The organism is Pseudomonas sp. YQ_6 (assembly GCF_043103245.1).
GTDB classification, from domain to species: Bacteria; Pseudomonadota; Gammaproteobacteria; order Pseudomonadales; family Pseudomonadaceae; genus Aquipseudomonas; species Aquipseudomonas alloputida.
In genome coordinates, this window is sequence record NZ_JBICJR010000027.1 from 99016 (window position 1) to 114674 (window position 15659).

The 15659-nt window shown below is 64.9% G+C and carries 10 protein-coding genes; 8 read left to right on the forward strand and 2 right to left on the reverse strand.

What is annotated here, in order from left to right:
* Positions 1-10: 10 nt before the first annotated feature.
* From ACF8FG_RS08560 to ACF8FG_RS08590, 7 genes are all read left to right on the forward strand, one after another.
* Positions 11-1063 (forward strand): AI-2E family transporter, encoded by a 1053-nt coding sequence (locus ACF8FG_RS08560; protein WP_014590285.1) that lies wholly within the window; start codon positions 11-13, stop codon positions 1061-1063.
* 217 nt (positions 1064-1280) lie between these two features.
* A complete protein-coding gene (kdpF, locus tag ACF8FG_RS08565) occupies positions 1281-1370 on the forward strand; it encodes a K(+)-transporting ATPase subunit F (RefSeq protein WP_003251485.1) in 90 nt (29 codons plus the stop codon).
* Between the two features lie 9 nt (positions 1371-1379).
* The gene (gene kdpA, locus ACF8FG_RS08570) at positions 1380-3074 is read left to right on the forward strand and encodes a potassium-transporting ATPase subunit KdpA (protein WP_019437940.1); all 1695 of its coding nucleotides are present in this window, start codon (positions 1380-1382) and stop codon (positions 3072-3074) included.
* A 9-nt stretch (positions 3075-3083) separates the two neighbouring features.
* Positions 3084-5138 carry a potassium-transporting ATPase subunit KdpB gene (gene kdpB / locus ACF8FG_RS08575; RefSeq protein ID WP_019437939.1) on the forward strand — a complete coding sequence of 685 codons (2055 nt, stop codon included), beginning with the start codon at positions 3084-3086 and terminating at the stop codon, positions 5136-5138.
* 10 nt (positions 5139-5148) lie between these two features.
* On the forward strand, positions 5149-5700 hold the full coding sequence (gene kdpC, locus ACF8FG_RS08580; RefSeq protein WP_318078923.1) for a potassium-transporting ATPase subunit KdpC: 552 nt from the start codon (positions 5149-5151) through the stop codon (positions 5698-5700).
* Between the two features lie 143 nt (positions 5701-5843).
* A complete protein-coding gene (locus ACF8FG_RS08585) occupies positions 5844-8498 on the forward strand; it encodes a sensor histidine kinase KdpD (protein WP_318078924.1) in 2655 nt (884 codons plus the stop codon).
* Positions 8495-9190, forward strand: coding sequence for a response regulator (locus ACF8FG_RS08590; RefSeq protein WP_014590291.1), 696 nt, complete (start codon positions 8495-8497; stop codon positions 9188-9190). Before ACF8FG_RS08585 ends, ACF8FG_RS08590 begins: the two co-directional genes overlap by 4 nt.
* A gap of 57 nt (positions 9191-9247) precedes the next feature.
* On the opposite strand, the gene ACF8FG_RS08595 is transcribed toward ACF8FG_RS08590, so the two are convergent.
* The gene (locus ACF8FG_RS08595) at positions 9248-10153 is read right to left on the reverse strand and encodes a LysR family transcriptional regulator (protein WP_014590292.1); all 906 of its coding nucleotides are present in this window, start codon (positions 10151-10153) and stop codon (positions 9248-9250) included.
* A gap of 71 nt (positions 10154-10224) precedes the next feature.
* Positions 10225-13155: an aminotransferase gene (locus ACF8FG_RS08600; protein WP_392518701.1), complete on the reverse strand. Its 2931-nt coding sequence runs from the start codon at positions 13153-13155 to the stop codon at positions 10225-10227.
* Positions 13156-13346: 191 nt separating this feature from the next.
* On the opposite strand from ACF8FG_RS08600, the gene ACF8FG_RS08605 reads away from it, so the two are divergent.
* Positions 13347-15536, forward strand: coding sequence for a TonB-dependent siderophore receptor (locus ACF8FG_RS08605; protein WP_014590294.1), 2190 nt, complete (start codon positions 13347-13349; stop codon positions 15534-15536).
* Positions 15537-15659 lie beyond the last annotated feature (123 nt).

Here is a 15659-nt window from a genome sequence, read left to right on the forward strand (position 1 = left end):
GAGCACCCTCATGGTTAACAATGATCGCCTGCTGGTCCAGATTCTGCTGGTGGCATTGCTGGGGGCCGGCCTGTGGGTGATGGCACCCTTCATATCGGCATTGCTGTGGGGGGCCATCCTGGCCTTTGCCAGCTGGCCGTTGATGCGCTTTCTTACGCGCCTGCTGGGCGGTCGCGAGACGCTGGCCGCCGGCCTGCTGACCATGGCCTGGATCCTGATCGTGGCACTGCCGCTGGTGTGGCTGGGGTTCAACCTGGCCGATCACATTCGCGACGCTACGGCGTTCGTGCGTGACGTGCAGGTCGACGGCCTGCCCGATGCACCGGCCTGGCTGGGTGGCATTCCTTTCGTTGGCGAGCGTCTGGTCAACGGTTGGCAATCGCTGGACCAGCAAGGCGCAGCCTTGCTTGCCTCGATCAAGCCTTACTTTGGGCAGGTGGGCAACTGGTTGCTGGCGCGCAGCGCGCAGATCGGCAGCGGCGTGCTGGAACTGACCCTGAGCCTGGTGTTCGTGTTCTTCTTCTACCGCGACGGGCCACGCTTGGCGGCATTCGTGCTGCGCTTGCTGCACCGGCTGGTGGGCGAACGCGCCGAGTATTACCTGGACCTGGTAGCCGCTACCGTGCAGCGGGTGGTCAACGGGGTGATCGGCACGGCGGCCGCGCAGGCCCTGCTGGCACTGATCGGCTTCCTGATCGCCGGGGTGCCTGGGGCGATCGTGCTGGGGTTGGTCACCTTCATGCTCAGCCTGATTCCCATGGGGCCGCCACTGGCCTGGATCCCGGCCACCGCTTGGCTGGTGTGGAAGGGCGAATACGGCATGGCGGTGTTCCTGGGTGTGTGGGGTACCTTCGTCATCAGTGGCGTGGACAACGTGCTCAAACCTTACCTGATCAGCCGTGGCGGCAACCTGCCGCTGGTGATCGTGCTGCTGGGCGTGTTCGGCGGCTTGCTTGCCTTTGGCTTCATTGGCCTGTTCATCGGGCCGACCTTGCTGGCGGTAGGCTACAGCCTGCTGCTGGACTGGAGCCGTAACGCGGCGCAGCAGCCGCCACAACAATAAGCCTGTAACGGCCCTTTCGCGAGCTTGCCCGCTTCCACAGGTACCACACAGGCCTTGAAGGCTGTGCAGTACCTGTGGGAGCGGGCGTGCCCGCGAAGAACGCTGATTTTTACGCATTCTTTACACCCACCCCCACCCCCCGATCTCGCCCCTTTACGCCTCTCCCTCGGACAATTTCCCCAAAGCGGCCCAAGCCGTAACACGGGGAGATCCACACATGAACATGCTCGACGGGCTGTCACTGCTACTGGCAGTGGCATTGGCGTTTTATCTGCTGGTGGCGCTGCTGCGCGCCGATCGCAGCTAGGGAGCGGCCATGCACAGTTACGATTTCGCCTTGCTCTTGGCATTCTTTGCCATCGTGCTGCTACCTGCACCCTGGCTCGGGCGGTTCTACTACAAGGTCATGGAAGGCCAGCGTACCTGGCTGACCCCTGTGCTGGGGCCGGTCGAGCAGGGCTGTTACCGGCTGGCGGGTGTGAACGCCAGCCAGGAGCAGAACTGGCGGCAATACGCCCTGGCCCTGTTGGCGTTCAACCTGGTCGGTTTCCTGCTGCTGTTCGCCGTGCTGCTGTTGCAGGGCTACCTGCCACTCAACCCTCAGCACCTGCCTGGCCAGGAATGGTCACTGGCGTTCAACACCGCCGTCAGTTTCGTTACCAACACCAACTGGCAGGCCTACAGCGGTGAGGCGTCGGTCAGCTACCTGAGCCAGATGCTTGGTCTGACCGTGCAGAACTTTGTCAGCCCTGCCACCGGCCTGGCCGTGCTGGTTGTCCTGTGCCGCGGTATCGCCCGGCGCAGCGCGACGACGCTGGGCAACTTCTGGGTCGACATGACCCGTGCCACCCTCTACGGCCTGCTGCCGCTGTGCTTGCTGCTGGCGCTGCTGCTGGTATGGCAGGGCGTACCACAGACCTTTGCCGACTACGCCCACGCGCTGACTTTGCAAGGTGCCGACCAGACCATTCCGCTGGGGCCGGCCGCCAGCCAGATCGCCATCAAGCAGCTGGGTACCAATGGCGGTGGCTTCTTCGGCGTCAACTCGGCGCACCCGTTCGAAAACCCAACGGCCTGGAGCAACCTGTTCGAGGTGGCATCGATCATCCTCATTCCGGTGGCGTTGGTGTTCACCTTCGGTCACTACGTGAAGGACCTGCGTCAGAGCCGCGCCATCCTCGCCTGCATGCTTGCCCTGTTCCTGATCGGTGGCAGCACGGCGCTGTGGTCCGAGCATCAGCCGAACCCGGCCCTGGAAAGCACACAGGTGCAACAGACCGCCCCCCTGGAGGGCAAGGAAAGCCGCTTCGGCACCACCGGTTCGGTGCTGTGGGCGGTCACCACCACCGCCGCCTCCAACGGTTCGGTCAATGCCATGCACGACAGCCTGAACCCGCTGACCGGTATGGTGGCGATGGTCAACATGATGGTCGGCGAGGTGATATTCGGCGGCGTCGGCGCGGGCCTCTACGGCATGCTGCTGTTCGTCCTTATCGCGGTGTTCCTGGCCGGGCTGATGATTGGCCGTACCCCGGAATACCTGGGCAAGAAGCTGCAGGCCCGTGAAGTGCAGCTTCTGGTGGCAACCCTGCTGGTGATGCCGGTTGGCGTGCTGGTACTTGGCGCCATCGCCGCCAGCCTGCCCGGCCCGGCCGGGGCGGTCACCAACCCGGGGGCGCATGGTTTCAGCCAGTTGCTGTACGCCTATACCTCGGGCTCGGCCAACAACGGCTCGGCCTTTGCCGGGTTTGGCGCCAACACCGTGTACCACAACCTGATGATCGGCCTGGCCATGCTCATCGGCCGCTTCGGCTACATCCTGCCGATACTGGCGTTGGCCGGCAGCCTGGCGGCGAAAAAAAGCGCGACGCTGGGGCAGAACAGCTTCCCGACTCACGGCCCGCTGTTCACCGGCTTGCTGCTGGTGACCATCCTGCTGGTCGGTGGCCTGACCTTCCTGCCGACCCTGGCCCTTGGGCCAATCGCCGAACACCTTAGCCTGGGTTTTTGAGGACCGATCATGAACATGCCCATTCCTGAAGTGAATAGCCGGCACAGTGCCAAGGACCAGACCCGCTTCGCCGCGCTGTGGCGCCCGGCGCTGGTGCAGGCGTTCGTCAAGCTCGACCCGCGTCAGCTCAAGCGCTCCCCGGTAATGCTGGTGGTGGCCCTGACCGCAGTGCTGACCACCGTGCTGTGTTTTGCCCCCGGCGGCGGCGTGAGCACCGGCGTTGCGGTACAGATTGCCCTGTGGCTGTGGTTCACCGTGTTGTTCGCCAACTTCGCCGAGGCGTTGGCCGAAGGCCGTGGCAAGGCCCGCGCCGACAGCCTCAAGGCCGGCAGCCAGGGCCTGACCGCCCAGCGTCGTCTGCGTGATGGCAGCTACGAGACGGTGGCTGCCAGTGCGCTGCGCAAGGACGACGTGGTCCGCGTGGTCGCCGGCGAAGTGATCCCCGGCGACGGTGAGGTGATTGAAGGCATCGCGGCCGTCAACGAGGCCGCCATTACCGGCGAATCCGCACCGGTAATCCGCGAATCAGGTGGCGACCGCTCGGCGGTGACCGGCAATACGCGGCTGGTCTCCGACTGGCTGCTTATCCGCATCACCAGCAACCCCGGCGAGTCGACCCTGGACCGGATGATCGCCCTGGTCGAAGGTGCCAAGCGGCAGAAGACCCCGAACGAAATCGCCCTCGACATCCTGCTGATCGGCCTGACCCTGATTTTCCTGATCGTGGTGGTGACCTTGCAGCCGTTCGCCCACTTCGTGGGTGGCAGCCTGCCGCTGATCTTCCTGGCCGCGTTGCTGGTGACGCTGATCCCGACCACCATCGGCGGCCTGCTGTCGGCCATCGGTATCGCCGGCATGGACAGGCTGGTACGGCTGAATGTCATTGCCCGCTCGGGCCGCGCCGTCGAGGCGGCCGGGGACGTGCATACGCTGATGCTCGACAAGACCGGCACCATCACCTTTGGTAACCGCCGCTGCAGCGCACTGCATGCTGCACCGGGCATTACCGCCAAGGAACTGGGGGAGGGCGCCTTGCTGGCCTCGCTGGCCGATGACACCGCCGAAGGCAAGTCGATTGTCGAATACCTGCGCCAGTTGCATGACTTCGTCGACCCGCCTGCCGGGCAGTTCGAAGCGGTGGCTTTCAGTGCCGAGACACGCCTGTCGGGCATCGACTTCGAACAGCACCGCTACCGCAAGGGCGCCGTCGATGCGGTGCTGGCATTCGTCGGTATGCAACGCCTGGAAATGCCGGCGGCGCTGGCCCGTGAAGTCGAACGCATCGCGCAGAGTGGCGGCACCCCGTTACTGGTGTGCGTCGACAAGCGCTTGCTGGGTGTGATCCACCTCAAGGACGTGGTCAAACCTGGTATCCGCGAGCGCTTCGCCGAGCTGCGCAAGCTGGGCATCCGCACGGTCATGGTGACCGGCGACAACCCGTTGACTGCGGCCGCCATCGCCGCCGAAGCGGGGGTCGATGACGTGCTGGCCGAGGCCACGCCCGAGAAGAAGCTGGCGCGCATTCGCCAGGAGCAGAATGAAGGCCGCCTGGTTGCCATGTGTGGCGACGGTGCCAACGACGCCCCGGCACTGGCCCAGGCTGACGTAGGCATGGCCATGAACGACGGCACTCAGGCTGCGCGGGAGGCCGCCAACATGGTCGACCTGGACAGCGACCCGACCAAGCTGCTGGACGTAGTCCAGGTCGGCAAGGAGCTGCTGGTCACCCGCGGTGCGTTGACAACGTTCTCCATTGCCAACGACGTGGCCAAATACTTCGCCATCCTGCCGGCGCTGTTCGCTGCCATCTACCCGCAACTGGGTGTGCTCAACCTGATGCAACTGGCCAGCCCGCAGAGCGCCATCCTGTCGGCGATCGTGTTCAACGCGCTGATCATCATCGTGCTGATCCCGCTGGCGCTGCGTGGGGTGCGCGTGCAGGCGGCCAGTGCGGCGCACCTGTTGCGGCGCAACCTGCTGATCTACGGGCTGGGTGGCATTGTGGTGCCGTTTGCCGGGATCAAGCTGATCGACCTGCTGCTCAACGCCCTGAACCTGGTCTGAGGAGGCCGCCATGACTGCTTATCTACGCCCGGCATTGAGCCTGGCTTTGTTGATGACCCTGGTGACGGGCGCTCTGTATCCGCTGGCGGTGACCGGTATTGCCCAAGTCGCTTTTCCGAACCAGGCCAACGGTAGCCTGGTACGCGATGCGCAAGGCCAGGTGCGGGGTTCGGCACTGATCGCCCAGGACTTCCAGGGCGATCGCTGGTTCCACTCGCGGCCCTCGGCAGGTGCCTACGCGACCGTGGCCAGCGGCGCCAGCAACCTGTCGCCGAGCAACCCGGCGCTGGCTGAGCGGGTAAAGGGCGATGCGGCCACGTTGTATCAGGCGCAGCAGGGGCCAGTGCCGCAGGCGCTGCTGACCACCTCGGGCAGCGGCCTGGACCCGCACTTGCCACCGGAGGCCTTGGCCTATCAGATCCCGCGGGTGGCGGCGGCACGGCAGCTGCCGGTAGAGCGCTTGCAAGCCTTGCTGGAACAGGCCACCCTCCACCCATTGATCGGCCCGCCGGTGGTCAACGTGCTGGCGTTGAACCAGGCCTTGGAAAAGCTCGCCAGGTAACGCTGGCAGGAAGCCTGTAGGAGCGGGTTCACCCGCGAATGCGGTGGTGGTGCCACTGACGTATTCGCGGGTAAACCCGCTCCTACAAATTAAGGGGGCTTTCCCTGAAGTGGCCGACTGCTGGAAAAAGCAAAGGATGAAACATGAGTGACTCCGCCCGCGCCGATGCGCTGTTGGCCAACTTCCCACGCACCGGCCGGGGCCGGCTGAAGGTGTTCCTCGGTGCTGCCCCCGGCGTCGGCAAGACCTTCGCCATGCTCCAGGCCGCACACGCCCAGCAACGCCAGGGCGTGCAGGTGTTGGCCGGGGTGGTCGAAACCCATGGCCGCGCGGAAACCGAAGCGTTGCTCGGTGGGCTGCATCAGCAGCCCTTGCTGCGCAGCCAGTACCGTGGCGTCACCCTTGAGGAAATGGACCTCGACGGCCTGCTGCGTGCCGCGCCGGCCTTGGCCCTGGTGGACGAACTGGCCCACACGAACGCCCCCGGCAGCCGCCACGCCAAACGCTGGCAGGATGTCCAAGAACTCTTGGCCGCGGGCATCGACGTGTACACCACGGTCAACGTCCAGCACCTGGAAAGCCTCAACGACAAGGTCCGCGACATTACCGGCGTGCAAGTGCGCGAGACCCTGCCGGACTGGGTGCTGCAGGAAGCGTTCGAGCTGGTGCTGATCGACCTGCCTCCGCGAGAGCTGCTCGAACGCCTGCGTGAAGGCAAGGTGTACGTGCCCGAGCAGGCTAGGGCGGCCATCGATGCGTACTTTTCGCAAACCAACCTCACCGCCCTGCGCGAGCTGGCCATGCAGACCGCCGCTGCTCAGGTCGATGCCGACCTGGCCCACGGCTATCGTCAGCGCGGCCAGGAGGCGCCGGCCTTGCGCGGCCGGTTGCTGGTGGGCATAGACGGTGACGATCAGGCCGAACGCCTGGTGCGCCATGCCAGCCGCGTGGCCCAGCGCCGTCATCTGCCTTGGAGCCTGGTGCATGTGGACAACGGCCGCCTGCGTGACGAAACCGCACGGCATCGTTTGCAAGCCGCGCAGCAACTGGCCGAGCGGCTGGGCGGGGAGGTGGTGCTGCTGCGTGCTGGGGAAGTGGCCCGTACGCTGATCCAGCATGCGGTCGAGCGGCGGGCCAGCCTGGTGCTGGTCGGGCAGTCCCGCAACCGCCTGCGTCGGCGTTTGTTCGGCGCGGGTGTGGCGGCGCGGCTGCTGCGCGAAAGCCGTGGTCTGGAAATCAACGTGCTGGACCGCGACGTGCAGCCGCCAGCGCCGCGTTCAGCCGTGCGGCGGGTGTGGGTGTGGCGTCATTACCTGCTGGCGCTGCTGGCCACCGTGATGGCTGCGGGTCTGGCCTGGGCGGTGTCCAGTGTGCTCGCGTTGCCCAATATCTCGCTGGTGTTCCTGGCGGCGGTGTTGCTGGTCGCGGTGCGCAGTAGCCTGGGACCTGCGCTTGCTTGCGCCGCGCTGTCGTTCCTGGTCTATGACTTCCTGTTCATACCGCCCAACTTCTCGTTCACCATCCAGCGCGAAGAAGACGTGCTGACCTTGGTGTTCTTTCTGTTGATGGCCGCGCTCACCGGCAACCTGGCCGCGCGCCAGCGTCGCCAATTGCAGGCGCTGCGCGAGACCCAGGCGCAGACCAGCCAGTTGCTCGACCTGTCTCGCCGGTTGACGGTAGCCACCGACCGCCAAGCCATATTCAAGGCTGCCGGCCAGCACCTGGACGGCTGGCAGGACGCCCAGGTGTGCTTGCTGGAGCGCAACGCCGAGGGCCAGTTGCAAGTGGCCAGCGGGGAAGCCTGCACCTTCAGCGACACCGAACGGGCGGCTGCCGATTGGGCCTGGCAGCATGGGCAGGCCGCCGGCCACGGCAGCGATACCCTGCCAAATGGCCGTTGGTGGTGGTGGCCATTGGCGGTGGACGATCAGCCGCTGGCGCTGCTGGGCGTGCGCCCGCGCAACGGGCAGCCGCTCAGCGACCCACGCCGGCGCCTGCTTACCGCCCTAGGCCAGCCCCTGGCCCAGGCCCTGGCCCGCGCACGCCTGGCCGAACAGCTGGAAGCCGCACGCCTGCACGGCGAAACCGAGCAACTGCGCAGCGCCCTGCTGGCTTCCGTATCCCATGACTTGCGCACGCCGTTGACCGCCATGCGTGGCAGCATCGACAGCCTGCTGGCGTTGGGCGATGCGATCCCGGCTGAAGACCGCCGCGAGCTGCTGGAGGGCACCCGCAACGAGGCTGAACGCCTCGATCGCTACATCCAGAACCTGCTGGACATGACCCGCCTGGGCCATGGCGGCCTCAAGCTGGCCCGCGACTGGGTGGCCCCGGCGGATATCGTCGGCAGTGCGCTCAACCGCCTGCGGGTGGTGCTGGCGCCGCTGCGTGTGCACACGGACGTGCCGGCCGAGCTGCCATTGCTGTTCGTGCATGCGGCGTTGATCGAGCAGGCACTGGTCAACGTGCTGGAAAACGCCGCACGCTTTTCGCCGGCCAATGGTCGGCTTGAGCTGCAGGTGTCGGTGCATGACGACCAACTGCGCTTGACCGTCAGCGACCAGGGCCCCGGCATTCCCGAAGCCGACCGCGAGAAAATCTTCGACATGTTCTACACCGCCGCCCGTGGCGACCGCGGCGGGCAGGGTACCGGGCTGGGCCTGGCTATCTGCCAGGGCATGATCGGTGCCCATGGCGGGCAGATTCTGGTAGGCGAAGGCATTGATGGCCAAGGCACCAGCATCACTCTATGCTTGCCGCTGCCTCCTCAACCTGAAGCCGAAAGCGAAACCCCATGAGTCAGTCCGCCACCCTGTTGGTCATCGACGATGAACCGCAGATCCGCAAGTTCCTGCGTATCAGCCTGGCCTCGCAAGGCTACAAGGTGCTGGAGGCCGCCACCGGTGCCGAAGGGTTGGCCCAGGCGGCACTGGGCAAGCCGGACCTGGTGGTGCTCGACCTGGGGCTGCCGGACATGGACGGCCAGCAGGTACTGCGTGAGTTGCGCGAATGGAGTGCAGTGCCGGTGATGGTGTTGTCGGTACGTGCCAGTGAAGTGCAGAAGGTCGATGCGCTGGATGGTGGCGCCAATGACTATGTGACCAAGCCGTTCGGTATCCAGGAGTTTCTCGCCCGCGTGCGGGCCTTGCTGCGCCAGGTGCCACAAGCCGGCGGCTCGGAAGTGGCGGCCAGCTTTGGGCCGCTGACGGTGGATTTTGCCTTCCGCCGGGTGACGCTCGAGGGTGTGGAGGTGGCATTGACACGCAAGGAGTATGCTTTGCTGGCGCTATTGGCCGGGCACCCCGGGCGGGTGATTACCCAGCAGCAGCTGCTCAAGGATATCTGGGGGCCGACCCATGCGGAGGATACCCACTACCTGCGCATTGTGGTCGGGCATCTGCGACAGAAGCTGGGCGATGACCCCACGGCGCCGCGGTTCATCATTACTGAGGCGGGGGTTGGCTACAGGTTGGTGGCGCCGACAGCATAACCCCCAGCCCAAAGGGCCGGGCGACCACCTGCCGGGTCTGGACGCGCGCAAGGGATATCAGGCCCTGGGGGGCTCCTTCTCGAACAGCTGGCGCATGACTTCCAGGTAGCGTCGCGCGCCCAGGCCCAACGGGCGCGACTTGATCCAGATGATGTCTACCCACAAGCGCAGGCGGCTGGCCATGTTGTCGAAGCGCACCTCGGCCAGTGCGCCCGAGGCAATCAGCGGTTCGACCAATGGCTGCGGCAGGTAGGCCCAGCCCAGCCCGGACTGCACCAGGTCCAGCGTGGCCAGGTAGCTATCGGTCAACCAGATGCGCCGGGACAGCACCATGCGCGGGTCCGACCCGGTGGCCTTGCCCGAAGCCACGATGATCTGCCGTTGTTCGGCAAAGGCCTCTTCAGGCAATGGCGTACCGCTGTTCTGCCCGGCTGGATGGCGCGGTGAGGCAACGGCCACCAGCAGTTGGCTGCCGGCCTCGAGGAATGACTCGCGCTCATCGATGCCGGGCCGTTCGAACACCAGGGCCAATTGCACACTGCCGTCATGCAGCAGGCGAATGGCCTCGGTCTGGGTGGCCGAGCGTACCTCGATTTCCAGGCTGGGAAATGCCTGGGCGAGGATTTCCAGCGGTTGGTTCCAGGGGCCGGTCTGCAACTCGGGCGCCATGGCGATGGTCAGGCGCTTTTCCAGGCCTTTGTGTAATTGCAGGGCCTGGGCGTCCAGCAGGTTGAGTTGGCAGATGACCTGCCTGGCCTGGGGCTCCAGCGCCAGGGCGGCGTTGGTGGGCAAGGCTTTGCGCGTGGCCCGGTCGAACAGGGGCAGGTCCAGTTCCGCTTCCAGTTGGGCGATTGCCATGCTCACGGCTGAAGGCACACGGCCCAGCTTGCGGGCGGCGGCGGAGAACGAGCCGGCATCGAGCACCGCGAGGAAAATCGCCAGGGAGTCGCTGGTAAAGGCCATTGTCAGTAAACCTGATGACGGGAACGTTGTGGCCGAAAAGTATGAACACTCATCGGCCAGCTTCACAATCCCTACAGCCCTTCACCCAGTACCTGATCAATACAATCGACAAAGTAGTCCACGCTCGCCCGGCTGGTGCACATCGGTGGCTTGATCTTGAGGATGTTCAGGTAGTCGCCGGTCGGCTGCATGAAGATGCCCAGGTCACGCAGGCGATCGCACAGCATCATGGTTTCTTCGGTGGCCGGCTCCAGGGTGGTGCGGTCGCGCACCAGTTCCAGCCCCAGGTAGAAGCCCGAGCCATGTGCCGCTCCGGCCAGCGGGTGCTTGTCGACCAGCGCCTGCAGGCGTGCCTTGAAGTAGCGCCCGGTGTCACGGGCGTTGTCCCACAAACCTTCCTCCTGCATGACATCCAGCACCGCCATGCCGATGCGGCAACTGACCGGGCTGCCACCGGCCGAGGAGAAGAAGTAGCCCTCGGCCTCCAGCGCCTCGGCGATTTCCCGACGGGTGATGACCACGCCCAGTGGCTGGCCGTTACCCATGCCTTTGGCCATGGTAATGATGTCCGGCACCACGCCCTGTTCCTCGAAGCCCCAGAAGTACTCGCCCAGGCGGCCATAACCCACCTGCACTTCGTCGGCGATGCACACCCCGCCGCGCGCGCGGACCTTGGCATAGGCTGCGCGCAGGTAGCCTGCGGGCAGCGAGATACCGCCGGCATTGCCGTACACCGGTTCGCAGATGATGCCCGCCAGCTGACGGCCACGGGCGTCGAGGTCAGCCAGCTTGGCGTCGACGTCTTGCAGGTAGTCGGCGGCGCTTTCGGCCCCGCGGAAACGACCGCGGAAGGTGTTCGGTGCTTCGACCGGGTGTACCCAGTCCGGTCGGGTTTCCAGGGCTTGCGGGTTGTCGGCGATCGACGTGGAGATGGCATCGGTGGCCACCGACCAGCCGTGGTAGGCCTCCAGCACACTGAGCAGGTCGCGCCCGCCACTGTAGGCCCAGGCCAGACGAATCGCCAGGTCGTTGGCCTCTGTGCCGCTGTTGACCATGAACACCCGGTCGAAACCTTCGGGGGCCAGGTCCAGCAGGCGCTCGGAGAATTCGGTGATTGCTGCGTAATGGAAGCGCGAGTTGGTGTTCAGCAGCGACCACTGCCGCGCCGACTCGGCAACCATGCGTGGATGGCCATGGCCCAGCACTGCGACGTTGTTGAGCATGTCCAGATAGGAGCGGCCTTGCATGTCGATCAGGTAGTTGCGCCAGCCACGCTCAATGTGCGGCGGTTGCGCGTAGTAGTGCTTCTGCGAGCGGGCAAAGCTGGCATCGCGGCGGGCCAGCAGCGCTTGCGGATCGGGTAGCGGCTCGGCATCGCAATCGAAGCCCAGCAGGGCGGCCGGTGACGGGCACAGGGCCAGCCAGGCGGCGGCTTGTGAAGGCGTGGCGAAGCGCGGCGGATGGATGCCATTGTCCAGGCACAACTGCACGCTGAGGAAGCCGCAGCTGCTGCCCAGGAACTGGCCCTTTTCCACGGCCTGGCCGTCTGCCGGTGCGTCTTCCAGGCCTTGCAGCCACAAAGCCCAATGCGGGGTGCGCAAGCAGCCCCGGCCGTCGCCGCGGTGCAGCCAGGTGCCGGCTGCCGGCGCTTGCACCTGGCTGCCGTTGGGCACATGCAGCTCGACGCCAAGGGCGCAGGTGGCGGGTTCGTCGGGGCGGTCGATATGGGTTTGCGACAGGCGATACTGCCCGTGCAGGCTGCAGGCTGGGGCAGGGTGCAGGGTTAATAGACGTTGGTCGAAGCCGGGTTGCTCCCAGTTGCCCGCTTCACAATGCTCGCTGAGTACGCCGAGGTCCACGCGCGTCACCGGTTGCCCCGCGAGTTCGGGCAGCAGCGGCGCGCAGCCGGTCAGGTCTGGCGTGGCGGGCTGCAGGCCGGCAGCCTGCAGGATGGCCGCTTGCATTAGCGCGAAAGGCACGGCGGTGGCGGTGTCGAAGATTTCCCACTCATGGGCGACGTTGTCGCGGGTGTACTGGTTGCCCGGGTCCACGGCCAGTTGCTGCGCACTGCTCAGCACCAGCACTGCCGCGCGGTTCAGTACCAGAGGCCATAAGGCACGCAGTTCGGCGTCGGTCAGCGGGTTGAGCGCCTGGTAGGCGCTGATTGCCGGCAGGATCCGCAGCGGGTCGCCTTCGGCGTGGTGCAGCAGCGCCGCGCAGGTCACCGACAGGTCGGCGATGCGCCAGGTGCGCAGCAGGTCGCCGAAGTCGATCACCCCTTGCAACTGCCACTGGCGCTCGCCATCACGGGCCCAGACGGTGTTGTCGTCGGTAATGTCCAGGTGCACGGCCTGGCTTGGCAGCCGATCAACCAGCGGTGCGAGGTGTTCGCCGGCGACGCGGGTGGCGTGGTCGATGCGGACGCGTTGCTCGGTGTTGTGCAGGACGGGCAGCAGATGCTGGATCAACGCCTGGGCGTGTTGCGGGTCCCACTGCAGGGTGCGCGCAAGGCCGGGGTGGTCGAAATCGGCCAGGGCGCTGTCGAGTCGCGCGCACAGCCTGCCCATTTCGGCCATCAACTGCGCCGGCATGTGCTTGAGACGCGTCAACGGTTGACCGTCGATGTAGTCGAGCAGGCGTACCCGCAGCGGTTGGCCATCAACCTCCACGGCCAGCAAGTTTTCGCCGCTGTGCGCCGCACGTACTGCGGGCACCGACAGGCCGTGCTCACGCAGGTAGGCGAGGGCGGCATGCTGCGCCTCCAGCTCCACCTTGGCGTAGCTGCCATGACAGGCCTTGAGCACGAACTGCCCTTCAGCCGTGTCGACCCGGAAGTTCAGGTCCTGCTGACTGCCCAATGCCGACAACCCACCGGCAACGCCGTAGTGCATCTGCAGCAAGGCATGCGCCTGGGCTTCGCTGAGCGTGGGGCCTGGCAGGCTGGCGCGCTGGATCAGCTGCTCGAGGGCAGGGGAGACGTTTTTTTGTTGTTGACTGGGCATGGGCTCTACCGTTGGAGCAGGGGTGACAGCAGCGACTGTATGCCCGATCTGGCTGATGATGAAAGACGATCGTGATCAGAAATCCTGATAAATGGCAGCCCTTTGCCATGTACCTGGGTTGATGTTTGTGTTTGGTAAGTATTACCATTTACATTTAGTTTCACTTCCTCAGCGCTGTCAGGAATTTACAAATGCCTTCCCGTATTCCCTCACGCCCCGCATTACTGGCGATCTGCTGTTCCGTAACCCTGATGGCGCAGGCTGCCGAGCCGATCCAGCTGGAGGCGACCGATGTCAGCGCCGATGCGTTGAAAGCGCGGCCCGACGCGTTACCGGACGAGTTTGCCGGAGGCCAGGTTGCCCGTGGCGGGCGGATGGGCGTGCTGGGTAACCAGGACTACATGGATGTGCCGTTTACCATGACCAGTTATACCGCCAAGGTGATCGAGGACCAGCAGGCGGAGGATATCGGTGACGTTTTGGCCAACGATCCTTCGGTGCGTGAATCATTCGGCTTCGGCAACCAGTCCAAAGTGTTCGTGATCCGTGGTTTGCCGTTGGCTGGCGACGATATTTCATTCAATGGCCTGTACGGCATCTTGCCGCGACAGATCATGTCCACCGACGGCGTCGAGCGGGTCGAAGTGTTCAAGGGGCCTAATGCCTTCCTCAATGGCGTAAGCCCGACTGGCACCGGCCTGGGCGGCAACGTCAACCTGCAGCCCAAGCGCGCCGGCGATGAGCCGACCCGCCGCTATACCCAGGACATCAGCTCTGATGGCCGCATTGGCGAGCACCTGGATATCGGCCAGCGCTTCGGTGAGGACAACCGCTTCGGCGCGCGCCTGAACCTCAGCCAGCGCGAAGGTGAAACCGCCGTCGACGACCAGGACCAGCGCACCAAGCTGTTCACCGCTGGCCTGGACTACCGCGGCGACAACTTCCGCGTGTCGACTGATATCGGCTACCAGAAACAGCGCATCAACCACCTGCGCAATTCGGTGCGCCTGGGCAGCACCGCGACCAAGGCTCCGACCGCCCCGGATGCCAGTCACAACTATGGCCAGAACTGGAGTTACAGTGAGTCGGAAGATACCTTCGGCATGGTTCGTGGCGAATGGGACCTGAGCGACAACTGGACCGCCTACCTCGCCGGCGGCGCCCGTCACACGCGCGAGCATGGTACCTACGGCACGCCGGTACTGGTCGGCAACAGCGGCGCAGCGACGATGACCGCTTCGGACATCGTGCACGGCGAAGACAACACCAGCTTCAGTACCGGCCTGAATGGGCGGCTGCAGACCGGGCCGATCAGCCACCAGATCGCCGTGGGAGCCAATACCATGTGGACCCAGGCGGAAAACGCCTACATCTTCTATTCGCCAATCAACACCAACATTTACGACACCGTGCAGCAGGCCAAGCCGGGCACGGTCACCAGCACGGGTGGCGACATGGGTGACCCTGGTGTCACCGGCAAGACTCGCGCGCGGAGCATCGCGATTTCCGACACCATTGGCGTCTTCGATGACCGCCTGCTGCTGACTTACGGCTTGCGACGGCAGCAACTGCGGGTGGAAAGCTACACCTACGATGGCACTGTTTCCCAAGGGCAGCCCAACCTGGCGAATGACGGCAGCCGCAAAGGCGACCCGTACGAGGAGTCCATCACCACACCGGTCTATGGCATCGTTTTCAAGGCCACCGACAGCATTTCCTTGTATGCCAACCGCATCGAAGGTCTGGCGCAGGGGCCGACGGCGCCAGCCAATGTGTCGAACGCCAACGAGATGTTCCCGCCAGGCCGCACCAAGCAGCTTGAGGCTGGTATCAAGTTCGACCGACAGACCTTTGGTGCGAACCTGGCCGTGTTCCGTATCGAGAAGCCTTCGGACGGCTACACCTTGAACAATGTCTTCATTCGCGACGGCGAGCAGGTCAACAAAGGCCTGGAGTTGAGTGTGTTCGGCGAGCCGGTCCAGGGCTTACGCCTGATGGCCGGCGGCACGCGCATGACCTCGGAGCAGAAAAATACCGCTAACGGCAGCAACGATGGCAACCATGCCATCGGCGTGCCGACGTTCCAGCTCAATGCCAGCGTCGACTGGGACGTGCCCGGCGTGTCGGGTCTGGCGCTGAATGCAAGGATGCTGCGCACCGGTGGCCAGTTCGTCGATGCGGCGAACAATGTCAGTCTGCCGACCTGGAACCGTTTCGATGCCGGTGCCCGCTACAAGTTGAAGGTAGCGGAGAAAGACCTGACCTTGCGGGTGAATGTGGAGAACCTGACCGACAAGAACTACTGGGCTTCGGCTAACGGCGGTTACCTGACCCAGGGTGACCCGCGACTGGTGAAGTTCTCCGGGACCATTGATTTCTGATAACCCGGGCGTATGTAATCTCCAGGTGTTCTACGCCCGATTGCGTCAGGGCACCTGCCTTGGGTTTTGCGGTGTTGCGTAGATCGAGCGCAGCAAGAATCAAGGCGAACACACACCCTTCTC

Excerpts from the sequence above, each read along its gene's own strand:
- ACF8FG_RS08585 (WP_318078924.1), top strand. The coding sequence starts at position 5,844 with ATGAGTGACTCCGCCCGCGCCGATGCGCTGTTGGCCAACTTCCCACGC.
- ACF8FG_RS08590 (WP_014590291.1), top strand. The coding sequence starts at position 8,495 with ATGAGTCAGTCCGCCACCCTGTTGGTCATCGACGATGAACCGCAGATC.
- ACF8FG_RS08595 (WP_014590292.1), bottom strand. The coding sequence starts at position 10,153 with ATGGCCTTTACCAGCGACTCCCTGGCGATTTTCCTCGCGGTGCTCGAT.
- kdpC (WP_318078923.1), top strand. The coding sequence starts at position 5,149 with ATGACTGCTTATCTACGCCCGGCATTGAGCCTGGCTTTGTTGATGACC.
- kdpB (WP_019437939.1), top strand. The coding sequence starts at position 3,084 with ATGAACATGCCCATTCCTGAAGTGAATAGCCGGCACAGTGCCAAGGAC.
- ACF8FG_RS08560 (WP_014590285.1), top strand. The coding sequence starts at position 11 with ATGGTTAACAATGATCGCCTGCTGGTCCAGATTCTGCTGGTGGCATTG.
- ACF8FG_RS08605 (WP_014590294.1), top strand. The coding sequence starts at position 13,347 with ATGCCTTCCCGTATTCCCTCACGCCCCGCATTACTGGCGATCTGCTGT.
- kdpF (WP_003251485.1), top strand. The coding sequence starts at position 1,281 with ATGAACATGCTCGACGGGCTGTCACTGCTACTGGCAGTGGCATTGGCG.
- kdpA (WP_019437940.1), top strand. The coding sequence starts at position 1,380 with ATGCACAGTTACGATTTCGCCTTGCTCTTGGCATTCTTTGCCATCGTG.
- ACF8FG_RS08600 (WP_392518701.1), bottom strand. The coding sequence starts at position 13,155 with ATGCCCAGTCAACAACAAAAAAACGTCTCCCCTGCCCTCGAGCAGCTG.